This window comes from Acinetobacter sp. NigerLNRRAM0016, from assembly GCF_054112845.1.
In genome coordinates this window covers 117,672-144,417 of sequence record NZ_JBSYVT010000001.1, presented here as the reverse complement: position 1 = coordinate 144,417, position 26,746 = coordinate 117,672, and the positions used below count along the sequence as shown (strand labels likewise).

The following is a 26,746-nucleotide window of genomic DNA, read 5'->3' as shown; positions in this document are numbered from 1 at the left end:
ACAGCCAGAAGTGGATGATCTGATTTTATTCTAATCCGCTTATCATTCGGCAGATAAAGCATAATGCGCGTTCGGAGTTCACTTAGACTTGTGAACTGGCATGATGCTGAAGCAGGCGATAAATTTCATCTTTAAGACGGAGTTTTTTACGCTTGAGGGCTTCAATATCATCATTAATGCGAAACACAGGATTGAGCTCACGCTGGCAAATTTCCTGATCGAGTATTTCGTGCTCTTCAAAAATTCTCGCAAAATGCGGATTGTCTTGGCGTAATTGCGGAATAATTTCACGATGTTCTGGGAACATCAGTTTGACTTTTTTATTGCATTCTTTTGTTTTCATGGAACCGTATTTCTCTCGTATTAGCGATCAAAGAAGAAACCCATTCAATGATGTTTTGGCATCAGGGAATGGGTTATGTTTTGGTTTATGATTGTTGATGATGTGAATGTCGAACTTGGCGACGTAATTGTTGTACTTCATCAATCAGGTCCAGCATCATAGCCACTGCGGAAAAACTGGCATCAAAGTCACGTTGTAAACGATAGGCTTTACGCGCACGCGAAACATCTTCACCAAAAAATTGATGGATACGTTCTTCTGGGCGGGTCGGCAAAATATCGTATTCCAACAGCTGTAAAACCCATTCTGGGCTTTGACCACAGGCTTCGGCAAAATGTTTTAAATCGAAACTACGATGTTCATCGACGATCTCTGCGGTGCTATAACCGTCGCAAATAATTTCTCGGTAATGAATGGTTGTCATAGCGTTCTCCTTAAAGTTGTCGAGGCTTAAACTGCGAAAAGGCTTCGGCAAAGGCGTGGTAAGCACGCTCTTGCTCTGCACTCTGCGCAGGTGGATTCACAATGTTAAGAATTAAAAATAAATGTCCTGCTGTTTTATTGGGAATCCCTTGATTTTTTAAACGTAATTGTTGTCCTGTTTGCGCATTCTTCGGCAGATTAACCTGAATTTTTGTTCCTGCTGGCGTCAGTAATTCGATCTGTTGTCCCAAGGCTGCTTCCCATGGCGTCACGGGAATGGTGTAATAAATATCGGCACCTTCAACGCGGTACTGTGCGGTATCCTTATAATAAATTTCGATATACAGGTCGCCATTTTCGCCGCCACGTACACCGACTTGTCCTTGTCCAGTCAAACGAATTTGCTGTCCTTCTTTCATTCCTTTGGGAATTTTGACCTGTAAGGTCTTGCGCTGAACTTCTGGTTCTCCATAGGCGTTAATGGTTGGAATTTGCAGGGTAATCTGCTGTGAAGTGCCGTGGAAGGCAACATCTAAGTCAACCTCAAGCTTGGCGTGTTGATCTTCACCACGGAAAGATTGCTGTCGTTGTTTATACTGATAGTTTCCTCCTCCAAAACCTGTACCAAAGCGACCAAACAGGTCTTCAAAGCCTGAAAAATCGGAAGAATTGCCTTGGCCAAATCCTTGCCGATAAAATTCAGCCCCATCGAATCCTGAGGCACCTGCTTGTCCCCCAAAGCCTGAAAATCCTTCAGGATGATCTAAGATGAAGTCATATTCTTTTTTCTTTTCTTCATTGCTGAGGGTGTCGTATGCGACATTCACTTCTTGCATACGGGCTTCAGCATCACTTTCTTTACTAATGTCGGGGTGGTACTTTCGTGCCAACTTCCGATACGCTTTTTTAATTTGGTCTGGGGCTGCGTCGCGAGTTACCCCAAGGATTTCGTAATAATTCTTAGGCATAAGAGCATTGTTAAATTGATGATATTTTCATCAATATTATTATGTCTTTCGGAGAGTGGGAAGTAGTGTAGAACTGTTCGTATTTGTTTCAAATCATGACAATGATAAAAAGCCCACTTGGGGCTTTTTATGTGGAATGGGTCGCAGTAGTTAATTCACTTTCACCCATGTCATGTGACGTACATTGGATGAGCCTGCGACCTGACCACGAATTTGTAGATATTTGTCTTGCTGATCCAAATGGGCTTCTGAAACATATTGCTGTCCAGAGAGGGGATCCAGAAACTTGCCCTCAATAAATTGGTTACGCTTTTCAGGATCGCGTTTTAAGCCTGACAAAATGGTTAAGCCAATCATCGGTTGATCTTTCAGATTGCCGGTGCATTTTTGACAGGTGCTCAATTTCTCTTTGCCAGGTAGGGGGCGGATTTCGGTGACTTGGGCACTGTACAGATTGTTTTGATCTTTGCTGATGATCACATCTGCCAGTGAATGTCCTGTACGATCATCCATGGTTTTCCATTTACCAATTAGGGGATCTGTCGCTGCCAAGCTGTGCGCGCTGTAGAGTAACGCGGAAAGGAAAACCGTGCGGGAAAGAAAAGAAGTTCCCATGGAACATTACCTCAATATCAATGTATAAAATTAGAATGAATCACATATTAAAATTATGGATTTATTGTCATATCTGGACGCTGTTCAACAAATGACTGTTATCTAGGTCGCAGTATTTTATAGAGTGTTTTGATTGTTTGAATAAATACGATTTTAGTTCAATAGATTCAAAGACTAAGATAAGTTTGATACAGATAAACGTGGTGAGAGGAATACTGTAAGATGGTTTCAGGAGGGGATGACTGCCTGTAGTTAATGAGCAGAGTCGATGGCTACAGGCAGACGAGAACATTTAATCCTTAGCTTAGATGCTCACCAAACAATCCAAGCGCTTCTTCAGCAGTAAATTGATATTGGGTATTACAGAATTGGCAATCCATGGTAATTGGATTTTGATGCTCTAAGGTTTCACGTACTGCTTCGACCCCAATTTGCTGTAGGGCATTGGCACAACGATCTTTAGAGCAGGTACAACCGAACTTGAGTTGTTCAATTTCAGGCAGACGCACATCTTCTTCATTGTATAAACGGTACAGAATTTCATTGGCTTCCAAGTCCGTCAACTCTTCCACTTTTAGCGTTTCCGTAAGCATGGTCAGACGCGGCCATAAATCTTCATCTACACGTTGCTGTTCTTCTTCACTGATACGCGGTAACAGTTGAATCAGTAAACCGCCTGAACGTTGTGCCGTACTTGCCAGCACAATACGCGTCGGAATTTGCGCAGACAGGTCGTAATACTGCATTAAGCAGCCCGCCAGAGTCGGTTGATCTAGCGGTACGATGCCCTGATAACGCTCACCAAATTCAGGTTCAATGTTTATGAACAATACAGGACTGACTAATGCTTTTAGCACAGTGCTGCTGTCGCTTGCGGCTTGGAAGCGCGGATCTTCTTCATAGTCTGCTAAGGCACGGACTTCACCTAAATGGTTGCATTCCGCCATTGCCCATTTGAATGTTCCAGAGGCTTGAATTTGTAAGCTGATACGCCCTTTAATTTTTAGCGTGCTGGCCAACAAGGCGGTCGCACTGAGCATTTCACCCAGTAAAATTTGTACCGCTTGTGCATAGTCACGTTGGGCAAGAATCGTTTGTAAGGTTTCTTCTAAATGAACGACTTCACCACGCACAGGGCAATCTTCAATATAAAAGCGTTGACGTATATCAGACATAATTTTCTCCAAAACCCTGCTTTAATGGTGGCGATATTGTAAAACACAAGTCATTTTGCTTCATCTCGTGTCACATCTATTCGAGTAGAATCTAAACCCCGCTGTAAATCCACGCCTGTTTCGACTGCACGAATTTCAGCATCACGCTCAAACAGATGTTCCAGTTCAGCCAGGGCATTGCGATGCGATTCATATACCTTCTGTTCGTCGGTATAGACGCGTTGTTGCTGTGCCAGTAGCTGTTCATCATAATCGCGAAAGAGCTCAATACTTTTCTTGGCATCGCTGTCACTCACACCTAAATCACACAAGGCGCGATAGGCCATCCCGAGTGAAGATAAATAGGTTTCTCGCCAAATATGCTGCACACCTAAGTCACGTAATAAGTGTACATGATGTCGGTCTCGTGCTCTGACTAATAACTGTAACTCAGGGTAATTCAGGCGAATATGGCGTGCGACATTCATGGAGTCCTCAATGTCATCAATCGCCAGAATAAATACCTTGGCCTGTTGAATGCCCGCGGCTCTTAAAATGTCAGGATGGGTGGCATCGCCATAATACAGATGACCGCCATAATTACGCACAAAATCGACTTTTTCCAGATTGCTGTCGATGGCAGTAAACTTTTGGTGTTGCAGATGCGCCACCCGTGCAATGGTTTGTCCAAAACGACCAAAACCGGCAATAATCATCGTAGGTTGCTGATCTAGAATTTCATCATAAGCGGGTACGGTGACAGGCCTAAGATGAGGCACAATTCCTTGGCGAATAATCCAGTATAAAACTGGGGTAAGGATCATCGAGATAATCACGATTAAGGTGATTGGCGCGATAATCGCTTCTGATAGCAGTTGTTCACTTTGTGCCACACTGAATATGACAAAGGCAAATTCTCCCCCCTGTGCCAAACAACTGGCCAGAAGTAAGCTGTTGGGCCAAGACAGTTGATAATAACGGGCAATTGCCGTTAAAAGGGTAAACTTGATCAACAGCAAGAGTAGTGCGCCCGCCAAGATAAACAGCGGTTGTTGCCATAAAAGCTGAATGGGGGTCAGCATCCCCACGGTCATAAAGAACAGTCCCAGTAATAGCCCTTTAAAAGGCGCAATACTGGCTTCCAGCTCATGTCGAAACTCAGAATCTGCCAGCAATACTCCCGTTAAGAATGCACCTAATGTGGTACTGATATTGAGCAGATCCATGAGTAACACAACAGCGAGAACAATGAATAAACTGATCGCCGTAATTAACTCATGTGCACCAGTTTTCACGATAAAGCGGAAAAAAGGTCGAATTAAAAAGCGACTAAACAAAAATAGTCCAGTAAATGCCGCCACGATTGCCGCAAAATAGGCGATGCCATAATGGGTGGATTCATTCCCTGCGAGTAGCGGAATCACGGCAATCAGCGGAATTGCGGCAATGTCTTGGAACAGCAAAATCGAGAAAGACTGTTGACCATAACTGGTATTCAGTTGCTGTTTTTCAGTCAACAGTTGCAAGACAAATGCGGTTGAGGACAATGCCAGTGCACTGCCGATTATCAGACTGGTGGCGATGCCTTGTTGTAACACGAAAAACAGAATGGTGCCTATCACCACTGCAGTGATACCCACCTGCGCACTGCCGATGACAAAAATGGATTGACGCATGGTCCAGAGTCGTTGTGGTCGCAGCTCCAACCCAATTAAAAACATCAGGAAAATCACGCCAAATTCAGCTAATTTGTGAATCGCTTCGGGGTCATTGGCAATATTCAGCACATGTGGTCCCAAAACAATACCCGTGATGAGATAGCCCAAGACTGTAGCAATACCCAAGCGTTTTAGTAGCGGCACCACCAGTAGGGCTGCGCCGAGAAAAAGCGTGATTTGCAACAATAACGACATGCATCTGTCCTGAAAGAAAGTTTTAAGCGTGATTAGCTGGGGATGATCCCCGTTTAGCTAAATTCTTGTGGATCGACATCCAGACTCAGTTTCATGCTGGCTGGCTTATGCTGCAACATATTTTGCCACCATGCTCTTAAGTAGTAATGTAAACGTGCTCGATCTTTAGACAATAGCACCATATGTGCCTGATAACGACCTGCTTTACGCTCCATCGGTGCTGGAATTGGTCCCCAAATATCGATATTCAATTCCGATATCTGGCGCAATTGCTGGGCATGCTCGGTCAGGTATTGCTGATTTTGTTCCTGACTTTTCGACTCACAGCGAATTAGCGCGGCATAACGATAAGGCGGAAACAAAGCCTGTTGCCGTTCTTTTAGGGTTTGGCGTGCAAACTGTCGATAATCCCCATCAACCAAGGTATGTAATAAGGGATGTTCTGGACGCAGGGTTTGTAAATACACATCGCCTTTTTTCTCGCCCCGACCTGCGCGACCTGCGACTTGTACAATCAGTTGTGCGGTACGCTCGGGCGCACGAAAATCGACACTGAGCAAACCCGAGTCAATATCCAAAATCGCGACCAAAGACACATAAGGGAAATGATGTCCTTTGGCCAGCATTTGCGTGCCGAGCAAAATCACAGGTTCACTTTTTTGAATCCGATCATAAATTTTTTGCCAGCTGCCGACGCGACTGGTCGAGTCGCGATCCACCCGAATCACATCAAACTCGGGGAATAACTCGTTTAAACTTTCCTCGACTTTGGCTGTGCCCATACCAATCGGTTTTAGTTCAGTATGTTGGCATTGTGGACAGTGATCGGGGACACGATGAATGGTGCCGCAATGATGGCAATGCAGGTGCTGATAGGGTTGAGTGTGTAAGGTGAAATTGGCATCGCAATGCGGGCATTTCGCCTGCCAAGCGCAACTTTCACAAATCAGCACGGGTGCGTAACCGCGTCTATTCAGAAAAATCAGCACTTGTTCTTTGCGTGCCAAGCGCTTGTGCATTTCATCCAGCAAAAACTGGCTAAAGCCATGCTGTTTGCGCCCGAGTTTTAAATCCAAGATATGCAGTTTGGGCAGTAGTGCGGTGCCTGCACGTTCATTCAATTCCAGACAGCTTAATTTACCTTGATTAACCAGTGCATAGCTTTCCATGCTTGGGGTTGCGGAACCCAGAATAATCGGACAATTTTCCAGATGTGCCCGATAGAGTGCTACATCGCGCGCATGGTAGCGAAAGCCTTCCTGCTGTTTAAATGATAGATCATGTTCTTCATCTAAAATGATCAAGCCCAAATTATGCAGCGGGGTGTAAATTGCGGAACGGGTACCGAGAATAATCGAGGCTTTGCCCATTTGTGCACTTTGCCAAGCTTGCAGACGTTTGGCATCGGTCAGTCCCGAATGCAGCAGTGCAATATGACAGTGAAAACGCGATTGGAAACGGCTGATGGTTTGAGGGGTGAGTCCAATTTCAGGAACCAGTACCAATACCTGTTTGCCTTGCTTCAGCACCTCATGCATGATTTGCAAATACACTTCGGTCTTGCCGCTGCCGGTTAAACCATCCAGTAAATAGGCATGATACGACGACAGTGATTTCAACACCTGCTGAATGGCATGTTTTTGATCTGGATTGGCCGTCAGCGGCATTTGCGCCAAGCTCATGCTTTGCGGACTAAAATCCTTCGGTTCTAAATAGGCTTTACAGATGCCTTTCTTTTCCAGAGCCTTTAAAGTGGCGGTTTCAATGCCAGCCAGATTTAAAATATTTTCAGATGTGCCCGCAGGGTGCAGCTTTAAAATTTTATAAGCATGTTGCTGTTTTTCAGAACGCTTGATTTTGTCATCGGCATGCTGGTCAAGCAGACGCCACATATGTGCTAGTAAATCATAAGGTTTGCCTTGGCGTAATAAGGTCGGCAGAGCACTCTGCACCACCTCACCAATTGGGAATTGGTAATATTGTGCCGCCCATGTCAACAAAGTTAAAACTTTGCCATCTAAAATCGCGTCATCATCTAACAGAGCTTGAATAGACTTTAGCTTGAACTTGGGATTATTGGGGGCATCCAGCGCCAGTTTTTCCATAATCACGCCAATTAAGTTGCGAGGACCAAAAGGCACCGCTACCCGTGCGCCAACCTGTGCCCGTGCATAATCTTCCGCAGAAATTTGATAGTCAAAACAGTCGTAGACATGTGCTGGAACGGCAACACGGATGCGATATGGGGCTAAGGCAGGCGATACAGGATTTGGCATAAACAGGTCAAAGGTTCCAGCTGAAAGGTCGTCGTGTGTAGTCTAGAGTTATGTTAGAGTGTGCAAATAAAATTTATATTGAAGAATATGAATGATTTTAGTGGTCAGACGCAACTGCGCTGCAACAAATTTTGGAAAATTAGAGCATTACAATGCCTGCATATCAATTTACCGCCATTGATGCTTTAGGGAAGCAGCAAAAAGGGGTGCTCGAAGGAGATTCGGCACGCCAGATTCGTCAGCAGTTACGTGAGCAATCACTGATCCCGATTACGGTTGACCCTGTAGAACATAAAGCCAAACAGCAAGGAACGCGTTGGTTTCAAAAAAGTATTACCGCTTATGATTTAGCGCTGTTTACCCGTCAGTTGTCTGTATTGGTCGCCGCTGCCATTCCGTTGGAAGAAGCGTTACGTGCCGTGGCTAAACAAAGTGAAAAAGCCCATGTGCAACAACTGGTGCTGTCTGTGCGCTCAAAAGTTCTGGAAGGGCATTCGTTGGCGAGTGCATTACAGCAGTCTGGGCGATTTCCTGAACTGTATCGTGCCACCATTGCTGCTGGCGAGCGTTCAGGGCATTTGGATTTAATTCTGGAGCAATTGGCAGATTACACCGAGAACCGTTTTGCCATGCAAAAGAAAATTCAAGGGGCCATGATCTATCCCATTATTCTGATGTTGATGTCCTTTGCAATTGTGATGGGCTTAATGACTTATGTCGTACCTGACATCGTCAAAACCTTCGATCAGAATAAAGATGCCTTACCTTGGATTACCGTGGCACTGATGAAAGCCAGTGCCTTTATTCGCGTGGCTTGGCCGTTTTTAATTGTGTTCACAGTATTGGGCATTGTTTTTTTATTACGGTTTTTAAAGAGCACAGCGGGGCATTATGCTTTTGATCGTTTAACGCTCAAACTGCCATTATTTGGTAAATTGTCGCGTGGTATTAATTCAGCTCGCTTGGCCAGTACGCTGTCTATTTTGACCAAGTCGGGTGTACCGCTGGTAGATGCTTTACGCATTGGTGCCGCCGTGAGCAGTAATTGGGTCATTCGTGATTCTGTCGATTTGGCCGCAGAAAAAGTCACCGAGGGAGGCAACTTGGCAACCCAGCTGGAGCGCAGTGGTTATTTCCCGCCGATGATGGTACAAATGATCAAAAGTGGTGAAGCCTCGGGCGAATTAGACCGGATGCTGGAGCGTGCGTCCAATATGCAAGATCGGGAAGTGACCACGCTGATTTCGACCTTGCTGGCATTGCTGGAGCCTTTAATGCTGGTACTGATGGCGAGCATTGTTTTGGTGATTGTGATTGCGGTCATGCTACCAATCGTCAATATGAACAATATGATTTAAGAAGTAAAAGAGTTTAGAGTGAGTTGTTGCATGCAAATGAATAAATATCCAGCCCAGCAATCGGGTTTTACTTTAATTGAAGTGATGGTGGTGATTGTTATTTTAGGAGTCTTGGCCGCGCTGATTGTCCCGAATGTGATGGGACGTGGTGAAAAAGCCAAAGTCGATACCACGGTGATTACCTTGAAGGGCGTTGCGGGTGCGCTGGATCAATACAAGTTGGACAACGGTAAATACCCATCAATGCAAGATGGTGGTTTAGATGCCTTGGTGAATCAGCCAGCTTCAGCGAAGAACTGGATGCAAGGGGGCTATGTCAAAGGTGGCTATCCAAAAGACAGTTGGGAAAATGACATTCAATATATTAGTCCGGGTGCGGAAGGTCGTGCTTTTGATTTATATTCTTTTGGTGCTGATGGCAAAGAAGGCGGTGAAGGCACAGATGCTGATATTTATTATCAACCCTAAATAATCGATTTTTAAATTCATGGAAATTATCACTTTATATGATTGAGTGTTCCAATTAAAAATAAAGTGATAATCTTTCTTATTTATTAATTTAAATACAAGATATTGATAAATAATAATTAAATATAATAATGGTTTTTTGAGAGTTATAATAAGAATTATTCCTAACCGTAATGTTTACAAAAATTGTCAAGTATGTAGATAAATAGACTTTTTATTTAAAAAAAACCTAGCATAATGATTTTAAGAACAAAAAGTGTGCTGGGGAGAATAGAATGAAAGCATTCGTTTTATCAGATGAAATCACCCAATTTCATTGGGCGATGCTGAAATCTGTTCTGTTGATTTTGACCATCTTGCCGTTGATGAATGGGGCAGTGACCTTATGGCAAAATACCGAGGGCAGTAGCCAGATCATGATAGGCTTTTTTGCCTTGAGTGTCATGAGTGCTTGGTTGGTGGTGTGTTTCATGATGGCTCTTAAAGCCACGCTCTGGCAGGTGCAAACTCAGCACTCTGTAATGGAGCAAAAAATCTTTCAGGCTTATCGTTATGTGCCGATGCTGTTCTTATCCAGTCTAGTGGCCTATTTGGCGAGTCAATTTACAGTCATGTTTTAAGCTATTTTAGCTTTCAAAAGTTTGCTTGAATTTCAATATAAAAAAAAAGGGGATTTTAAAAATCCCCTTTTGATTAGCGTCGTGATTTAAACGAAATATCCACTTTGCGTGGGCGGAAGAACCAGCCCATGATTAAAAGTAGTGCTGAAAATCCGAGGATAGGCCAGTCACTTAGACGGGTATACAGGGTTTGACCCTGCATAGCAGGTAAATCGCCACGTAACACCGTGCGTCGATCAATCGGAGCTTGGCGCACAATATGCCCGTGCTCATTAATAAAGGCGGTGACCCCTGTATTGGTGGCACGAATAAACCAACGTCCATTCTCTTTGGCACGCATTTGCACCATTTGTAGGTGTTGCCATGGACCAGCGGTCCCTGTAAACCATGCATCATTCGACACGGTCACCAAGAAATCACTGTTGCTGGCATTGCGACGAGTCAGATTCGGATAGGCAACTTCATAACAAATTGCAGCCGCTAAATTATGCTGCTTGATATGTAAGGGTTGCTGATCTGAAGCACCTCGAGAAAAGCCGCTGACCGAAGGATCATTTTGTAATGCAGGCAAAACCCAGCTCAGCATGCCTGACAGTGGAATGTATTCGCCAAAAGGCACCAAACGTTGCTTCTTGTACAGGCCATCGGCATCATCACCCAATGCTATGATGCTGTTGTAGAACATCGGTGAGCCTTCTTGCTTGGAGGCTGCTAAATCCCAATACGGAATACCTGTGACCCATACCGTTCCTTTTTTTTCTGCCTGTACTTTCATTGCATCTAAAAAGGGCTGAATGTCAGTCTGGAACATTGGAATAGAAGATTCAGGCCACACGATTAAATCTCGGCCCCATTCACTACGGCTGAGTTCTGCATAGATCATCAGAGTCTGCGTTTGGTATTCGGTCAGCCATTTCAGGTCTTGGGGAATATTGCCTTGAATCAGAGAAACTGAAAGCGGTTTTTCATGCTTAGGTTGCACAAACTGGATTTGCGCTGCGCCCCAAGCCCCTAGCAGTAACAGGAGCGAAGGAACCAACCAGAATAGACGCTTATTGAGGATTTCCACGATGGCACAGGCCAGCAGGATCACGATAAAAGAAACCCCGAATACCCCAAACAGCGGTGCATAGCCATCGAGGAAACGCTCAGTAAAGGCATAACCGACAAATAGCCACGGAAAGCCTGTAAAGACCCAAGTTTTTGCCCATTCAAACAAGACCCAGAGCGGTGCGAAGGTTAATGGTGTTTCAGGAAAAAACCGGCGATAAATCCAAGTTTGCAGTGCCGTAAACAGTCCCATCGCCAAAGCCATGATCGCAATCATGATGACACTGAGGACTGCACTAGTATCGCCATAGACGTGAATTGAGGTGTAAAGCCAGAACGCACCCACAAACCACAGCCCGAAACCATAGCCCCAGCCAATGAAGAAGGCTTGTTTGGCTGAGCGTTGGCGCAGGCAAGCATACAACAAGGCTGGTGAGAGCAGTGCAATCCACCAATAATAGTAAGGTGCCAATGCGAAACTCAGCATGGCACCCGAACATAAGGAAATAATAAAAGGTAAAATCATGGGGAGCTGTTTTTGTTGTTGTGAAGACGTTAACAGCGCATGAAAGTAAGTTCTCATTTAAGTACAGCTCGAATCAGATGAATAGTGCGTGCATCTGCTTCTACAATGGTAAATTCCCAATCGCCAATTTCAATGACTTGACCTTGTAAATCGCTCACTAAACCAATTTCTTGAAGCAACAAACCGCCCATAGTTTCTACTTCATCTTCTGGAAAATCAGCATCTAAAAGATTGTTAAAGTGTTCAATTGGTGTAAGTGCCTGCACCATCCATGTATTGGCGGTTTTCGGATCATCATCAGGGACGATGTATTGCGCTTCTTCATCGACCATGTCATGTTCATCTTCAATTTCACCGACAATTTCTTCCAGAATGTCTTCCAGCGTCACCAAACCTGATGTCGTGCCATATTCATCAATCACCACTGCAATATGCGTCTGGGTGTTTTTCAGCATACGCAGTACTTGATCCGAGCGCGCACTTTCAGGAACGAACAGTGGTTGGCGCATCAAGACCCGAATGTCGACTTTGCTGGCTTTTTCAGTCAGAAACGGTAGTAAATCTTTCGCCAAAAGAATCCCAACCACGTTATCGGGTTGGTCTGAAGAAAACACGGGAAAGCGTGAATGTGCCGATTCAATCAAGACATGCAGAATATCAAGTAATTCATCATCTTCTTGCAGGCTAATCATTGCGGTACGCGGCGTCATGACTTCGCGAATTTTGGTCGCAGGCAGGTCAAGTACACCTTCAAGCATGGCGACCGTATCAGGTTCTAAAAAACGACGTGAATCTTGTACGAGTTTGAGCAATTCGTCGCGAGTTTCTGGTGCGGTTCCTAACCACTTTCTTAAGCCACGCATGCCCCACGACGGGCTGGATTCATCGTGCATGATCTTTCCTAAAGACTCTAGATATGAAAAAAATTATTTTCATCATACCTTAGAAAATGCAGATGTCTATGCAAAAAATACAGCAAAATATGAATGTTATCGTCATAATTTGAGGTCATTCTTCGACTCAAACGGGCATTTGATGGCTGTGTATTTTGTGCACCATGGGGGAATAGCAAGTGCTGCTGTGTCCCGTCGAGTTTATGTTAGAATAGCGCTGAAATTGAACCAAGAGTGCCTAGATGTCTGAATCCTCTGTTACCCCGACCCTGCAATTAAATACCCGTGGTTTGCGTTGTCCTGAACCTGTAATGATGTTGCATCAAGCCATTCGTAAATCTAAATCTGGGGATGTGGTGGAAGTGTTTGCAACGGACAATTCAACTTCTTGGGATATTCCTAAATTTTGTATGCACTTGGGGCATGAATTGTTGTTGCAAGAAGAACGTTTAGATGAAAACGGTAATAAAGAGTTCCATTACTTGGTAAAAAAGGGCTAAAGTCGATATTGAGCGCTGTTGATGCTGCGCTTGAATTCAATGATCACAAGTGTTTGAAACAATAAATACAGTTCATCTCGGGACATAAAATGAAAATTAGTTCGCTATGTTTAGGGTTGGGTATTTTTGCCTTATGTAGTTCAATGGCATGGTCGAAAACTTGTGAAATTCCAGTACAGAGCATGAATGTCGCAGGCTTAAAAGTTGGGCAAAGTATCGGGGAGTTTCAAAAGCAGCATCCCGCTGTGAAATCTGTGGTGTTAGGGGGCAATAATTACCAATTAGAATTTGCGGATGGGGTTGATTCAAGGCTTAAGCAAGCAGGCGTGAGCTGGGTTCAGCATATCCGTTATGATCCGCACTCCAAAATGATTACTTCCTATAGTTTAAGTTTTTTGGATGGACCCATGGCAAGCTATGAGACGGATTTGAACCTTTTTAAAACTAGAATTCTTAAAAAGTTTAAAGTGGCTCAAAAAGGCTGGATAAAACAACAAAATAAATATATTTATCAATGTCATGATTATCGAATTGAAATTTATCAGGATCATGGCGTCGGGCATACAGCAATAGGACCGACCGTCATGGTCTTTAGCAAAAACTCAGAATTTTTCTAAATAAAAAATCCCCTCAAGTGAGGGGATTTTTTTATGGAGATCATGTAGATCTCCTGAGTGAGGTCGGGCATAGCCCGAACCTGCGTGAATTACATGTTTGGATAGTTTGGACCACCGCCACCTTCTGGTGTTACCCATGTGATGTTCTGTGATGGATCTTTAATGTCACAAGTCTTACAGTGAACACAGTTCGCTGCATTAATTTGGAAACGTTTTGAACCATCATCATTTTCCATGATTTCATAAACACCCGCAGGGCAGTAGCGTTGAGCAGGCTCATCCCATTTTGGTAAGTTCACGTTCACAGGAATTGAAGCATCAGTCAGTTTCAAATGTGCAGGTTGGTTTTCTTCATGCACGGTGTTTGAAACGAAAACTGAAGACAAACGGTCAAAGGTTAACTTGCCATCTGGTTTTGGATAATTTGGCTTAACTGTTGCTGCATCAACTGTTTTTAATGTACTGAAGTCAGGTACCAAGTCATGCAGTGTGAATGGCACTTTAAAGATGTTTTGGTCGATGAAGTTAAATGCACCACCGCCGAACGTGCCAAATTTATGCATCGCTGGACCAAAGTTACGCGCGTTGTATAACTCTTCTTTTAACCAACTGTTGTTGAATTTCTCAGTGTATGCCGTGAGTTCTTTCGCGAAGAAGTCTTCACCTTCGGTGACACGAGCAATCGCCAGATCACCACCTTTTTCAACACCCGCTTGAATTGCTTCAAACACGGCTTCACCACACAACATGCCTGATTTCATGGCCGTGTGTGAACCTTTAATTTTCGCGAAGTTCAGGAAGCCTGCATCATCACCAATTAAAGAACCGCCAGGGAAGGTAAATTTAGGCAGCGAGTTGAAACCACCTTTCACGACTGCACGCGCACCATAAGAAATACGTTTGCCGCCTTCCAGATACTGTTTCACCAGTGGGTGAGTTTTCCAGCGCTGCATTTCTGCAAATGGATACATGTGTGGGTTTTCATAAGATAAATCCACGATCATGCCCAAAGTCACTTGGTTGTTTTCAGCGTGGTATAACCACCAACCGCCTGAAGAACCCGTTTCACTTAAAGGCCAGCCTGCACCGTGCATCACCAAACCTGGTTTGTGTTTTGCAGGGTCAATTTCCCAAAGTTCTTTAATCCCGATACCGTAGTGTTGCGGATCGGCATCTTTGTCCAAATCAAATTTGGCAATTAAGCGCTTACCTAAGTGACCACGACAGCCTTCAGCAAAAATCGTGTATTTGGCATGCAGTTCATAACCCGGCGTAAAGTTATGCGTTGGTTCGCCATCTTTACCAATACCCATGTCACCCGTTTGAATACCTTTGACTGTACCATCTTCATGGTAAAGCACTTCAGCTGCCGCAAAGCCCGGGAAAATTGAAACTTCAAGTTCTTCCGCTTTTTGACCTAACCAGCGGACCACGTTACCTAAAGAAATCACGTAGTTGCCATCATTGTGCATGGTTTTAGGTACCATCCAATGCGGCGCTTCTTGTGCTTTTTCAGGCGACATCAAGAAATAGGTTTTATCTTCTGTGACTGGAACATTCAAAGGCGCACCTTCTTCTTTCCAGTTCGGGAATAATTCATTGATTGCACGTGGTTCTAGTACAGCACCAGAAAGAATATGCGCACCGACTTCGGAGCCCTTTTCTACCACACAAACGGATAAATCAGATAAATTGTTTTCAATCGCAAGTTGACGAATTTTGATCGCAGCAGAAAGACCTGCAGGGCCTGCGCCTACGATAACGACGTCAAACTCCATCGATTCACGTTCGATGTGTTCCATGTAGGACTCCTCATATTACTTAAAGGTGGCAACTGTATGACTCTTTACAGTGCTGCCATGAGTGTTCTTAAATATTCGGCACAGATGGATTATCGTGCCTTTTATATTGTGGGCTAGTATAGTTTTAAACCGCGGTCTAGCCAATTGGCTGAATCATAATATTTTTACGTCAGGGAGGCATTAATTCATGGTAAATCAAACTAATTCCATCAGTCCGACGAATAATTCAGCGAAAAATGATGATAAAAACTTAATGAGTATTGTACAAGACTTAAAAAGTGCACAGGGCGGTCACAAAAGGTCAATCCCCCCTTTGGAGCAATGGCAGCCAAAGCATTGTGGCAAAATGGATTTGAAGGTTTTTGCGAATGGAGAATGGTGGCACGAAGGTCAATTGATTAAGCGCCAGTCCTTACTGGACCTGTTTTCGAGCGTTCTATGGAAAGAAGAGGGGCGCTTTTATTTAAAGACACCTGTAGAGCAAATTGAAATTGAGGTGGAAGACGAAGCGTTATTCGTCAACCAAGTTGACTCTACGGTCATTGATGGGCAGAAATTCATTCAATTCACCACCACCAATCAGGATGTGATTCTTGTGGATGAAGAACATCCAATTTTTATGCGTGAATTTGCAGGAGAACTGCGCCCATATGTGCATGTACGCTGGGGCATGAATGCCTTGATTCAACGTTCCGCCTTTTTTCATCTGATCGAGATGGGCGAGCTGCTTGAAAATGCACAGGGCGATACCATTTTAAGCCTACAAAGCGGTGATTTTCACTTGCAATTGGGCACCTGAGGTTTAAGCTTGATCCATTCCCATCTTTTCTTTGTAAATAGCGTGTCATGACAGCGATCCATCCGATTTACCCTTTAGTTAATCCCATGCCCAAAGCGCAATTGGATGCCCCGATTGGTATTTTTGATTCAGGCATTGGTGGGTTATCGGTGGCGCAGGAAATTGCACATTATTTGCCAAATGAACGCATTCTCTATTTTGCCGATACCGCTAATGTCCCTTATGGCCCGCGAGAGGATCAGGAGATTCGGGAGCTGACTGCGCGTGCGATTGAATGGTTATATCGACAAGGTTGTAAAGTGGCTGTGGTCGCCTGTAATACCGCTTCCGCTTTTAGTCTGGATTATTTGCGTGAGCATTATGGAGAAAATTTCCCAATTATTGGTTTGGTGCCTGCACTGAAGCCTGCGGTGCTGCAAAGTCAAAGTAAAACCGTTGCGGTGTTGGCGACGCCTGCGACTTTTCGCGGTAAATTAATTCACGATGTGGTGCAGCGTTTTGCTGAGCCATCACATGTCACGGTCATTCCTGTCACGTGTTTAGATTTGGTGCCGTTTGTCGAAAATGGACAGCAGATGAGTCTTGCCTGTTTAACGACGCTAAAACAGATTTTACAGCCCGTGGTGGACCAAGGCGCAGACTATTTGGTGCTCGGCTGTACACATTACCCGTTCTTAAAACCAGCGATTGAATCAATTTTTGGGCAAAAAATGACATTAATTGACTCTGGATATGCCGTTGCGCGTCAAACTTCCCGTATTTTGTTAAAAAATGAGTTATTATTTGAACAAAGACGGAAGGATGGCTTACCGCGCATAGAATGTTATGTCAGTGGGAATAATGCCGCGCATTTAGAACCGATATTGCAACATCTGATTCAACCTGATTTGAGTTGGAGTATCCACAATATCTCGATGCAATAAATGCAGAACAATAATCCGTCTTAAAACTTGAGTATCAATATTAAAAATTGGGGTTGTAATACCGCAAGATCTTGATTGTGGTATGCAAAGAAAGGATGAGGATAACCAATGATCGATAAGCGTTATCAAGTATTTATTTCGACATCTGGTGCGGAGATGCAACCAGAACGGATGGTTTTGTCCCAAACTTTGGTGGGCATGGGTTTTTTCTCTTGGGGATTAGAACAACGAACACCCCTGAGTACTGCTTTTGCGCGTCGCCAGATCGATGATTGTGATTATGTGATTCTGCTTTTAGGCAGCCAATACGGGGAGCAGTCGGTTTCGGGTGTGGGCTATATGCATCTGGAATATATTTATGCCGTGACCAAGCAAAAGCCGATTATTGTCTTTATGCATGATGATCCTGCTGCACGTGATCCAGCCTTACATGATCAGAAGCCTGAGCTGAAAGAAAAGTTCAACGAGTTCCGTAAACTGTTGCAGCAGGAAGTCGATCAAGTCTTTAGCTATCGTACTTTGCGTGATCTGGAGATGGCGGTACGTTTGAATATGACGCAAATGTTGGAACGTTATCCTGCAACGGGATGGGTGCGTCCACAAAATACCCAAGCTTTGCATGATGAAATTGATCGCCTAAAAGCCAAAATGGCGCAATTAGAACGCGATTTGGGAACACGAGAAGCTGATCCATTTTTGACCTTGCCCAAAGTGGCGATGAATGAAGCTTTTAGTTTTGAGTATCGTGTACATGCCTATCAAGATGGCAATTTTAAAGAATTAAAAATTCAGAAAACCCTGACATGGGCAGAATTGTTGGCGGTATTGGGTAGTACCTTTTTGCATCCAACGCCTGAAGAATATTTTTCAAAACGCATCAATGAGTTTTTGAATGAAATTGGTCTGCAAGATGCGCGGATGGAAATGCCGCGCGCGCATGCGGTTGCACGTGCTCAAATCAACATTCGAGCGTTACATAATATTAAAATGCAGATGCGTCAGAATGAATGGATCAGTCCTGCAGGGCGGGATGACCGCCAGCGCTTGTTATGGAAGTTGACGCAGAAGGGACATAACCTCATTGAAAGCCATTTGCTTTCAGATGATCGCGTTTCTCTATCGAAATAATTGTATTAATTCATATTTAATTTAACTCAAAAGTTGATAAAGTGAGTGGGTTGAATTGGAAATGAAGGTTGCATAATGCCTGCGGAAAAAGCAAAGATCAGCGTTATTTTGGCCAATTTGGGGACACCTGATGCACCCACGGCACCAGCAGTTAGAAAGTTTTTACAACAATTTCTGTCTGATCAACGCGTGATTGAAATTCCCAAGCCATTATGGCAAATCATTTTGCGCTTATTTATTTTGCCTTTTCGTCCAAAACGTGTGGCGCATGCCTACGCCAGTGTCTGGGCTGAAGATTCTCCGATGCGGGAAATTCTCCTCGCGCAAGTCGCACAAGTTCGTGAGACTTTATTGGCACAATATCCAGAGTTTGAGTTAAACGTGGTTCCTGCCATGACCTATGGTCAACCGGGCATGGCCACTGTACTGGACAAGCTCAGTCAAACCCCGCAAGACCATATTATTTTACTGCCATTGTTTCCACAGTATTCAGCGACCTCGACCGCGCCTTTGTATGATTTATTGTCCCAGTGGATGCAAAAGCAGCGTAATTTGCCGGGTATTTCGATTGTGCGGGATTACTATCAGCATCCTTTATATATTCAGTCTTTGGCACAGAGCGTCCAAGAGTATTGGGCAGCTCATGGTCAGGCGGAAAAGTTATTGATGTCTTTCCATGGTATCCCGCAACCTTATGCCGATAAGGGCGACCCCTATGCGGATCGTTGTCGTAAAACCGCACAATTACTGGCTCAAGCCTTGAATTTGAGGGATGATCAATGGGCCATTAGCTTCCAGTCTCGTTTTGGGAAACAGGAATGGGTCAAGCCTTATACCGATCAATTGTTACAAGATTGGGCGGAGCAAGGGGTGAAATCGGTGCAGATTATGAGCCCTGCATTTTCAGCGGATTGTTTGGAAACCTTAGAAGAATTGGCGATTCAGAATGCAGAGTTATTCTTGTCTCATGGTGGTGAGCACTACGCTTATATCCCTGCTCTGAATGCGCGTGAAGATCATCTGCAATTGCTCTTGAGCTTATTGCAAGCTAATCTTGATGGCTTAAAACAAACATTGGCATCTGCTTAAGAGAGAGCTGCGACTATGCTTCAAGTGAAAATTGTACCTGTAACTGCATTTCAGCAGAACTGTTCGATTCTTTGGGATTCAGAGAGTAAAGAAGCAGTGCTGATTGATGCAGGCGGTGAACCTGAAAAATTACAGGCAGAAGTTGAAGCATTAGGTTTGACAGTCAAAGCGTTGTGGTTAACTCATGGACACTTAGATCATGCAGGCGCAGTCGGTGCGCTGAGTCGTATCTGGAATGTGCCTGTGATAGGTCCACATAAAGAAGACCAGTTCTGGTTGGATATGCTGCAAGATGTTTCTGCACGTTATGGTTTTCCAATTCCAGAAAAAGTTGAAGTTACGCAATGGCTGGAAGGTGGAGAGACCTTACAGCTTGGTTCGCAAAGTTTTGAAGTCCGTTTTGCACCCGGTCATACTCCAGGCCATGTGATGTTCTATAATGCGGAAAATGCGTTGTTATGGACAGGGGATGTGTTGTTTAAAGGTTCGATTGGTCGCACTGATTTCCCGCGTGGTAATCACCAGCAATTGATTGATTCGATCAAGCGTGAATGTTTTAGTTTACCTGATGAAACACAATTTATTTCAGGCCATGGACCTTTAAGCACCATTGGTTTTGAAAAACAACATAATCCATTTGTGGCGGGTAAGGCAGGCTAGTTTATTTGGGATAGTGGGTATGGAAAAACTCACATCCAGCCATTCAATTGCAACGAATTTTGGATGCCGAATTTAATTTTTTCTTAGAAAAATGGGAGGTAAAGGCTCCCATTTTTTAGATAGATCAGTTTTAGCTGCGAAATGGATCTGCTTTATATTGCTTCTTTTCTAGTCCAAGTAGCAGAGTAGCAATTGCCAAGAGAATACCAATCCCCATGATCATCATGTCATGTGTGAAAAGTCTCAGAGTCACAGCGCATAAGGTTAAAACAATCAGAAGATAGAATGAGAATTTTAGTACTAATTCTTTCATAGGAGATTCCCCAAATCGGCAGATAAAGAAACGCAATTAACAATTTGTTACTTGATGCGTAAAATTTTAGGCATTATAAGGAGGTTTTAGTGAAAATCTAGAGAAAGATTAAAAAAATGATAACTGGTATAGGTTTTTGCTGATAGAAAGCAATAAGAAAATGGCTATTTAGAAAAGCCTTATAAGTTAAGCTTTTAGGATAAGACCAGTCGCTGGAGTTTTGGTTCCAAGTTAGTTCTTACATTCAGAACTATTCAGAAATTTAAAAAACTGTCTAACTTTTGGAAGCTGTAGACAGTTCATTGAAAGTGGTTTTAAACAACATGAAATGAGATAGATGAAGATTACTTTCTGAATGGATTTGCGGAGAATTGCTTACTCTCTAAGCCTAATAATACCGCTGCAATTGCAAGTAGAATGCCAATTCCTGCAAACAATAGGTCCTGCGCATAAATAGCTGCAATAAAACTACAGAACGTGAGGGCAATAGAAAGATAGAAGAATATTTTTAGGGCTAATTCTCGCATGGGAAATTCTCGAATAGGTCAAAATGCACAATTTATAAAGTAAGGAATAGAAATCTTTCTCATTTAAATTATGGTGCCAAAAAGGCACCTGTGCAAAGAATAATCATGTATAAAATAATTAATGATTTGTATGTCGTTATGATGAATTGTAAAAAATAAAGTCTTATTCTTCAGAATTGTCTGCTTGCGGTGCATCTTCGGTAGGTAATTTATATTTATCATTTGCCCAAGCACCCAAATCAATCAATTTGCAACGTTCAGAGCAAAATGGTCGAAATGGATTGCCTTCCCAAGTTGAAGGTTCGCCACAACGTGGGCAAGCAAAGGTCTCCGGCATGATTGGCTCCTGAGAAAAGGCTGGGAAGATTTGGTCAAAACTTTGTGCAGTGTTAGACTGGCGCAGATTTTCTTTAGTTTGATCTGATTATGCCGATTCGTCAATTTCAAGCACAGCACATGCATGCCCCTCGTGATTTTATCATGATTGATTCAGACCCGATTTGTGTGGAAATTGGAGCAGGTAAGGGTAAACATGCCTTATTGTTTACCCATGAACATCCAGACAGCCAATTGATTGCGATTGAACGTACGCGCGAGAAATTCTTGGCGATGCAAAAACAGCATCAACTAGAAGGGCAACCAAATTTACACACGGTGCATGCTGATGCTCTACCGTGGATTGTGCATGCCTTGGCACCACAGCAAGTACAGCAATTCTTTATTTTATATCCAAATCCAGAACCACATAATCCAGCACAGCGCTGGTTAAACATGCCGTTCTTCGAGTTTTTATTGTCTCGTTTACAAGTCGGTGGGCAAATTACCCTCGCTAGTAATATTCCTGAATATATTGCAGAAGCAGAACAGCAATTACTTGAGGTATGGAAACTGCCATATGTGAAAGAAGTGATTGCTTCAGATTCAGCACGTACGCATTTTGAAATCAAATATCTGGAACGCGGTGAATTGTGCCAGCAATTACTGATTGAAAAGCCCGAGCATTACCGCACGCGTTTTGATGATTTTCAGGCTTTGGCGGGTGTGAATATGCCAAAACACACTACTACCGATACGCCAAGTGATGCCTAAGTCATGAAGCAACGCATTGCGATTATTGGGGCGGGTCCTGCGGGTTTAATGGCAGCCGAAGTCTTGAGCCAATCGGAATATGAAGTACATGTGTATGAGCAGAAACCCTCTGCTGCGCGTAAGTTTTTGATGGCAGGCAAGACGGGACTGAACATTTCACATGCCGAGCCGCTTGAGCAATTTATACAGCGTTATGATCAGGCAGAGTGGTTGGCAGACTGGATCCACCGTTGGGATGCCACGTGGATTCAGTATTGGATGCAGGGCTTGGGAGTGGAATCCTATGTCGGTTCCTCAGGGCGTATTTTCCCAATTGAGATGAAAGCTGCACCCTTGCTTCGAGCGTGGCTAAAACGCTTGGCTGAACAAGGTGTGCAATTTCATTACCGTCACGCATGTATCGGGATTCAGTCCAATACTTTACACATCCAAGATTTACTACAGCAACGCGAGTTTTCTGAAGATTTTGCTGCGATTATACTGGCTTGTGGCGCTGTTTCTTGGCCGCAATTGGGCGGTGATGGGCAATGGCAAAACTGGCTGTCTAACGAACAGTTGAATCCGTTTCAAGCCAGTAATGCAGGTGTTGAACGCGCATGGTCGAGCTTTATGCAGCCAGTTTTTGGGCAACCTCTGAAACGAGTGGTTGCTTGGGTTGACCCTGCACAAAAGAGTCAGGGGGATATTGTCATCACCCATTATGGCTTGGAAAGTGGGCTGATTTATAAACTGGGCAGAGCCTTAAGACAGCAGTCGAAAAAGCAGTTAATGCTGGATCTGTTGCCTGAACTGAGTCATGCACAATTGGTACAAAAACTACAGCCGAGCAAGAAGCAATCTTTAAGTAATGTCTGGCGTAAAGCTGGTCTGGATACCGCAAAGGCCAGTTTGATTCGTGAATTGGTGCCAAAAGCTGACTGGAATGACCCTGAAAAATTGGCGTCGCAGATTAAACAGTTACCGATTGCTTTAACGGGTTTTCGCCCAATTGAGGAAGCAATTAGCTGTGCAGGCGGCGTGAAACGTGAAGCGCTGACAGCTCATTTACAGTTAAAACAGCAGCCACAGATTTTTTGTTGTGGCGAAATGCTGGACTGGGATGCACCAACTGGTGGTTATCTCTTAACGGCTTGTTTTGCCACGGGACGTGCCGCAGGTGAAGGGGTGCATGCCTATCTGTCTCAGCAACAAAAAGTGATGTAAAGCCTGCCAGAGTCATGCTAGTTTAAAACTCCTCCAATCACAGGGCAGAACTGATGTCACAACAATATTATGCGGGAAGCTGTTTATGTGGGGCAATTCGTTACGAAGTGCGCGGTGAAATTGGCGATGTGGTGCAGTGTCACTGCCAGCGTTGCCGTAAAGCCAATGGGACAGCCTTTGCCACCAATGCACCGATTAAAAAGTCAGACTTTCAGTTGGTACAAGGTGAACAATTTTTAAAGTCTTATCAGTCAACTGCCACCACACAACGCTGTTTCTGTAGTGAATGTGGTTCGCCTATTATGAGCATTAAAGCGGATACACCAGAGTATTACCGTCTGCGTATAGGGACTTTGGATACGCCGTTAGCACAAAAGCCAAGCATGCATATTTTTGTTGATTCTAAGGCGGAATGGGATGTGATTTGCGATCAATTGCCGCAATACTCTGAACGTCCTTGAGACAGTGATCATGAAAATGAAAAGACCAGAGCACGATGGTCTCTGGTCTTTTTTATGTGTAGCTCTTTTATTTAACGAGGCTTAAGACTTGGTTTTTTCAGTGCTTGGGTATTGCGCTTCCCAATGATCCAGTTGTTCCTGTGCATGCAGGAATTCACCCAAACCTTTAATATTGTCTGGGGTCGAGTTGGGAATGTCTTGGGAGGTTTTGCTGGTGTTGTTCAGAAGCTTGGCTTGATTCTCCCAATACTGTGCCATCAGTCCTTGAATATATCGCCCTTGTTCGGTTTTTAAATCCAGATCTTTGAGCATGGTCAATGCCGATTGGATATTGTCCTGTTTGCGGCTGCGGGCAAACTCATCGGTGAGGTTGCCATTGTCCCGCATCTTAATCAGTTCATCTTCCATTTCATCGCTCATTTCACTAAAGCGACGGTCATAGTCAAGGAGCAGGGCAATGTCATGTTGATCATCTTTGGTTTGCGGGAATTCTTTAATTGGGGAAGATTCCAGCTCCTGCATCATCCGATCTTCGGAAGGATCCGGGGTATCGGTTTCGTTGTTTTTACTGCACCCCGTGAACAGTAGCGAGCTGCAAAGCAGGGGCAGTAAATAGGCTTTAAAGTTACGCATCGTGGTTATCCTAAAGAATATTTTATGTTGTTTTCTTAAAATTATACGCGTAGGTGACATAAGGGAAAGCAATTTCGTCATGTGGCGCTTTACCCGTGTAATCGGTAACAATCTGTTCAAACTGTGCTTTTAACTGCTGTTGCTGAGCGGCTGGCATTGCGGCAATAAAACTGGTCGAGAGCAAGCGCTTGGACACCACTTCATCGACCCGTCCAATATGCACATGCGGGAAGGTTTTGATCTGATCCAGTTCAAACAAAAACTGCTGTTCAAACACCTGTTGCCATTGCCCGCTATGAAAGCGCGGCGTGTCACCTTCGAGGGGTTCGAGCACATCTGCCAATGCTTTGACCCAATCGACTTGAATATCACGTTGATTCCAGACCAAACCCAGTTGCCCATTGGGTTTTAAGATTTGATGGATTTCGTTCAGGCTTTCAATCGTGGCAAACCAGTGAAAAGATTGCGCACAAATCACTGCATCGATACTTTCCGAAGTAATCGGCAGTTGCTCACTGCTGGCTTGCAGGGTTGAAACCTGTGGATAGGCGTGTTTTAACTGTGCCAACATTTCACTGATTGGTTCTACTGCGATGATCTTGCTGGTTACTTGTTGCAGGTAAGGCAGGAATTTTCCTGTACCCGAGCCCAAATCGACCACTGTCGATTGCACATCTAAATTTAATTGTTGTTGTAACCAAGTCACGATCTGCTGTGGATAATTTGGACGTGCTTGTTGATAAAGTTCAGCGGCAGAACTGAAGCCTTGTTGTGCGGCAGGATGAAGTGATTGTGTCATATTTTGCGCTTTTTTATCTGCTGGGCATCTATAAAATAACATAGTCCCTGTTGATGGATATTAGCAAGCCTGAGCTGGATGTGTTTTTCTGATACATACATCTGCTGATGCATACGTTAAAATGCTGCCACGGATCTGTGATGCCGTTGAATTATCTTGTTGTTGATTGTGATTGAGATGACAGTCAGCACATTCTCCTACATAGACAGCGTGATAGGCTGCTGGACTATGAATTTTATTGATACAAAAAATTAGGGCCGATTTGTTTCGGTGTGGACATGGATAAACACATTATTTTTGAAGACGAACAAATTCGCGCTATTTTTTTAAAAGGTTCGTCAGACGAGTTAGTTTTTTCTTTTGGTGACTTGATTACCCGTGCCAAAGGACTTGCAATCAACGCTGAAAAATCATTAGCCAAATTTGAGTTTAATGTGATTGGCATTATGCCCAAAGAAAAATCATGGTTTCCAGCGGAGTCCATGCACAATTTATTCCAAGCCATTGAAGAGCTGATTGCACCCTTCCAAACACGCATTGGCTATGGTGGTTCAATGGGTGGCTATGCCGCCATTAAGTATTCCAATTTGTTGGGCTTAAAGCGTGTGGTGTCTTTGGTGCCGCAGTTTTCGATTGACCCAGAGGTGGTTGAAGACAGTCGTTATAACATGTTCTATCACCCTGAACTGAATGCAGATATGCAAGTTCAGACGCAGGATATTGCGGCAGACTGCGAATATATCGTGGTCTATGACCCTTATTGTGCCGAAGACCGCGCGCATTTTGTTGAATTAGAACAAGTGATTCCTGAGATTAAAGTGCTGAACTTGCCATTTACAGGACATGATGCGATTGCTGTGTTGGCAAGCTCTGAGTTGCTCAAAGACTTTTTAACCCGCGAATTTGACAGTGTCTATTTCTATCAAAAAATTCGTCAGGTGAAAAAGGGCAGTAAGTTCTATTACCGCAAAGTCATTGAAACGCTATTGCCGCATCACCGCCGTTCGCTGGGGAAAATTCTCAGAAATAATGACATGCAGCTCGACAGCCAGTTCTTCGATGCCAAGCTCAAACAAAGCATTATCCGTCAGTTACTCAGTAACCGTCAGGTCAGTGAGCAGGACTTGCTGAAACTCGGTATTCAGGTGAACTTGCCACAGGAAAGCAACAGTCAGTTGCTGGACAGTTTTGGGCATGGTCTGGTGTTTAACGTGATTAGCCAGAAAATTGAAAGTTATGCGCAAAATGCGATTAACCTGAACCACAAATTCCTGATTCCGATTTTTGCCAAAGGCACAGGGCTGGTACAGATTAGTCTGAATGATGAGCGTTATGTGATTGCCATGAATGACCGTCATGTGATGAAACTGTTTAAAGAACAGGATGAATTGTCAGGCGGTATGCATCCACTGGTGTTGAAAAAATATAGCGACTATTACTTGCTCAGCTATAAGCAATTTAACCTCAGCAGTGATGAATATGGCGGCAATGACTTTGTTGAAGATACGCCAGATACTGCCAAGTTCATGACGCAGCCAGAAGAGTCGGAAGAGACTGAACAGGCCTAAAAATTAGGTGAATCTTATTCGATTTGTA

29 protein-coding genes are annotated in these 26,746 nt (G+C 43.9%); 14 read left to right on the top strand and 15 right to left on the bottom strand.

The annotated features are described in order from the left end of the window. Positions 1-82: 82 nt before the first annotated feature. The 7 genes from ACWQ4X_RS00730 to ACWQ4X_RS00700 all read right to left on the bottom strand — a co-directional run bounded on the left by ACWQ4X_RS00730 (position 83) and on the right by ACWQ4X_RS00700 (position 7,692). A complete protein-coding gene (locus ACWQ4X_RS00730) occupies positions 83-343 on the bottom strand; it encodes a YdcH family protein (protein WP_457902370.1) in 261 nt (86 codons plus the stop codon). Positions 344-428: 85 nt separating this feature from the next. After that, entirely contained in the window at positions 429-767 is a 339-nt protein-coding gene (locus ACWQ4X_RS00725) for a chaperone modulator CbpM (protein ID WP_100240457.1), read from the bottom strand. A gap of 10 nt (positions 768-777) precedes the next feature. After that, complete coding sequence (locus ACWQ4X_RS00720) at positions 778-1,734, bottom strand: DnaJ C-terminal domain-containing protein (RefSeq protein ID WP_457902369.1); 957 nt, start codon at positions 1,732-1,734, stop codon at positions 778-780. A gap of 150 nt (positions 1,735-1,884) precedes the next feature. After that, positions 1,885-2,349 (bottom strand): DUF2147 domain-containing protein, encoded by a 465-nt coding sequence (locus tag ACWQ4X_RS00715; RefSeq protein WP_457902368.1) that lies wholly within the window; start codon positions 2,347-2,349, stop codon positions 1,885-1,887. 299 nt (positions 2,350-2,648) lie between these two features. Beyond that, a complete protein-coding gene (gene hslO, locus ACWQ4X_RS00710; RefSeq protein WP_142769632.1) occupies positions 2,649-3,524 on the bottom strand; it encodes an Hsp33 family molecular chaperone HslO in 876 nt (291 codons plus the stop codon). A 50-nt stretch (positions 3,525-3,574) separates the two neighbouring features. Beyond that, entirely contained in the window at positions 3,575-5,416 is a 1,842-nt protein-coding gene (locus ACWQ4X_RS00705; RefSeq protein ID WP_457902367.1) for a monovalent cation:proton antiporter-2 (CPA2) family protein, read from the bottom strand. A gap of 53 nt (positions 5,417-5,469) precedes the next feature. Then, entirely contained in the window at positions 5,470-7,692 is a 2,223-nt protein-coding gene (locus tag ACWQ4X_RS00700; protein WP_457902366.1) for a primosomal protein N', read from the bottom strand. A gap of 152 nt (positions 7,693-7,844) precedes the next feature. On the opposite strand from ACWQ4X_RS00700, the gene gspF reads away from it, so the two are divergent. The 3 genes from gspF (at position 7,845) to ACWQ4X_RS00685 (ending at position 10,138) form a co-directional block, all read left to right on the top strand. Next, positions 7,845-9,050 (top strand): type II secretion system inner membrane protein GspF, encoded by a 1,206-nt coding sequence (gene gspF / locus ACWQ4X_RS00695; RefSeq protein WP_142769629.1) that lies wholly within the window; start codon positions 7,845-7,847, stop codon positions 9,048-9,050. Positions 9,051-9,080: 30 nt separating this feature from the next. Beyond that, positions 9,081-9,518 (top strand): type II secretion system major pseudopilin GspG, encoded by a 438-nt coding sequence (gene gspG, locus ACWQ4X_RS00690; RefSeq protein ID WP_100240464.1) that lies wholly within the window; start codon positions 9,081-9,083, stop codon positions 9,516-9,518. Positions 9,519-9,793: 275 nt separating this feature from the next. Further along, on the top strand, positions 9,794-10,138 hold the full coding sequence (locus ACWQ4X_RS00685; RefSeq protein WP_457902365.1) for a hypothetical protein: 345 nt from the start codon (positions 9,794-9,796) through the stop codon (positions 10,136-10,138). Between the two features lie 73 nt (positions 10,139-10,211). Here the strand turns inward: ACWQ4X_RS00685 and lnt are convergent, their stop codons facing one another. Together lnt and ACWQ4X_RS00675 are read right to left on the bottom strand one after the other, a co-directional pair. Next, positions 10,212-11,771 carry an apolipoprotein N-acyltransferase gene (gene lnt, locus ACWQ4X_RS00680; RefSeq protein ID WP_457902364.1) on the bottom strand — a complete coding sequence of 520 codons (1,560 nt, stop codon included), beginning with the start codon at positions 11,769-11,771 and terminating at the stop codon, positions 10,212-10,214. Then, positions 11,768-12,607 carry an HlyC/CorC family transporter gene (locus tag ACWQ4X_RS00675; protein WP_100240467.1) on the bottom strand — a complete coding sequence of 280 codons (840 nt, stop codon included), beginning with the start codon at positions 12,605-12,607 and terminating at the stop codon, positions 11,768-11,770. The genes lnt and ACWQ4X_RS00675 overlap by 4 nt, the downstream gene beginning before the upstream one ends. A gap of 242 nt (positions 12,608-12,849) precedes the next feature. Between ACWQ4X_RS00675 and tusA the strand changes: the two genes are divergently transcribed. Further along, positions 12,850-13,107 (top strand): sulfurtransferase TusA, encoded by a 258-nt coding sequence (gene tusA, locus ACWQ4X_RS00670; protein ID WP_016168359.1) that lies wholly within the window; start codon positions 12,850-12,852, stop codon positions 13,105-13,107. An 89-nt stretch (positions 13,108-13,196) separates the two neighbouring features. Further along, positions 13,197-13,724, top strand: a complete 528-nt coding sequence (locus ACWQ4X_RS00665) for a hypothetical protein (RefSeq protein ID WP_457902363.1) — start codon at positions 13,197-13,199, stop codon at positions 13,722-13,724. A gap of 89 nt (positions 13,725-13,813) precedes the next feature. On the opposite strand, the gene ACWQ4X_RS00660 is transcribed toward ACWQ4X_RS00665, so the two are convergent. Next, positions 13,814-15,526, bottom strand: a complete 1,713-nt coding sequence (locus ACWQ4X_RS00660; RefSeq protein ID WP_457902362.1) for an electron transfer flavoprotein-ubiquinone oxidoreductase — start codon at positions 15,524-15,526, stop codon at positions 13,814-13,816. Positions 15,527-15,713: 187 nt separating this feature from the next. On the opposite strand from ACWQ4X_RS00660, the gene ACWQ4X_RS00655 reads away from it, so the two are divergent. The 5 genes from ACWQ4X_RS00655 to ACWQ4X_RS00635 all read left to right on the top strand — a co-directional run bounded on the left by ACWQ4X_RS00655 (position 15,714) and on the right by ACWQ4X_RS00635 (position 20,125). Beyond that, positions 15,714-16,325: a DUF1285 domain-containing protein gene (locus ACWQ4X_RS00655; RefSeq protein WP_142769623.1), complete on the top strand. Its 612-nt coding sequence runs from the start codon at positions 15,714-15,716 to the stop codon at positions 16,323-16,325. Positions 16,326-16,372: 47 nt separating this feature from the next. Further along, on the top strand, positions 16,373-17,248 hold the full coding sequence (gene murI / locus ACWQ4X_RS00650; RefSeq protein ID WP_457902361.1) for a glutamate racemase: 876 nt from the start codon (positions 16,373-16,375) through the stop codon (positions 17,246-17,248). A 108-nt stretch (positions 17,249-17,356) separates the two neighbouring features. After that, positions 17,357-18,376 (top strand): DUF4062 domain-containing protein, encoded by a 1,020-nt coding sequence (locus ACWQ4X_RS00645; RefSeq protein ID WP_457902360.1) that lies wholly within the window; start codon positions 17,357-17,359, stop codon positions 18,374-18,376. Between the two features lie 75 nt (positions 18,377-18,451). Beyond that, positions 18,452-19,465 (top strand): ferrochelatase, encoded by a 1,014-nt coding sequence (hemH, locus tag ACWQ4X_RS00640; protein WP_457902359.1) that lies wholly within the window; start codon positions 18,452-18,454, stop codon positions 19,463-19,465. A 15-nt stretch (positions 19,466-19,480) separates the two neighbouring features. Beyond that, a complete protein-coding gene (locus tag ACWQ4X_RS00635; protein WP_457902358.1) occupies positions 19,481-20,125 on the top strand; it encodes an MBL fold metallo-hydrolase in 645 nt (214 codons plus the stop codon). Between the two features lie 130 nt (positions 20,126-20,255). On the opposite strand, the gene ACWQ4X_RS00630 is transcribed toward ACWQ4X_RS00635, so the two are convergent. From ACWQ4X_RS00630 to ACWQ4X_RS00620, 3 genes are all read right to left on the bottom strand, one after another. Beyond that, complete coding sequence (locus ACWQ4X_RS00630; RefSeq protein WP_457902357.1) at positions 20,256-20,438, bottom strand: hypothetical protein; 183 nt, start codon at positions 20,436-20,438, stop codon at positions 20,256-20,258. Positions 20,439-20,782: 344 nt separating this feature from the next. Continuing rightward, positions 20,783-20,965: a hypothetical protein gene (locus tag ACWQ4X_RS00625; protein WP_100240477.1), complete on the bottom strand. Its 183-nt coding sequence runs from the start codon at positions 20,963-20,965 to the stop codon at positions 20,783-20,785. Positions 20,966-21,128: 163 nt separating this feature from the next. Continuing rightward, a complete protein-coding gene (locus ACWQ4X_RS00620) occupies positions 21,129-21,302 on the bottom strand; it encodes a DNA gyrase inhibitor YacG (RefSeq protein ID WP_457902356.1) in 174 nt (57 codons plus the stop codon). A gap of 83 nt (positions 21,303-21,385) precedes the next feature. On the opposite strand from ACWQ4X_RS00620, the gene ACWQ4X_RS00615 reads away from it, so the two are divergent. From ACWQ4X_RS00615 to ACWQ4X_RS00605, 3 genes are read left to right on the top strand one after another with little or no spacing between them, the layout of a single operon-like run. After that, entirely contained in the window at positions 21,386-22,054 is a 669-nt protein-coding gene (locus tag ACWQ4X_RS00615) for an SAM-dependent methyltransferase (RefSeq protein ID WP_457902467.1), read from the top strand. Positions 22,055-22,057: 3 nt separating this feature from the next. Next, the gene (locus tag ACWQ4X_RS00610; RefSeq protein ID WP_457902355.1) at positions 22,058-23,257 is read left to right on the top strand and encodes a TIGR03862 family flavoprotein; all 1,200 of its coding nucleotides are present in this window, start codon (positions 22,058-22,060) and stop codon (positions 23,255-23,257) included. Positions 23,258-23,310: 53 nt separating this feature from the next. Next, positions 23,311-23,718 (top strand): GFA family protein, encoded by a 408-nt coding sequence (locus tag ACWQ4X_RS00605; protein ID WP_457902354.1) that lies wholly within the window; start codon positions 23,311-23,313, stop codon positions 23,716-23,718. Between the two features lie 81 nt (positions 23,719-23,799). On the opposite strand, the gene ACWQ4X_RS00600 is transcribed toward ACWQ4X_RS00605, so the two are convergent. Both ACWQ4X_RS00600 and ACWQ4X_RS00595 read right to left on the bottom strand, forming a co-directional pair. Further along, positions 23,800-24,351 carry a hypothetical protein gene (locus tag ACWQ4X_RS00600; RefSeq protein WP_457902353.1) on the bottom strand — a complete coding sequence of 184 codons (552 nt, stop codon included), beginning with the start codon at positions 24,349-24,351 and terminating at the stop codon, positions 23,800-23,802. A gap of 22 nt (positions 24,352-24,373) precedes the next feature. After that, the gene (locus ACWQ4X_RS00595; protein ID WP_457902352.1) at positions 24,374-25,150 is read right to left on the bottom strand and encodes a class I SAM-dependent methyltransferase; all 777 of its coding nucleotides are present in this window, start codon (positions 25,148-25,150) and stop codon (positions 24,374-24,376) included. Between the two features lie 278 nt (positions 25,151-25,428). Here ACWQ4X_RS00595 and ACWQ4X_RS00590 point away from each other — a divergent pair, with 278 nt between their 5' ends. After that, a complete protein-coding gene (locus tag ACWQ4X_RS00590) occupies positions 25,429-26,718 on the top strand; it encodes a hypothetical protein (protein WP_457902351.1) in 1,290 nt (429 codons plus the stop codon). Positions 26,719-26,746: the final 28 nt, after the last annotated feature.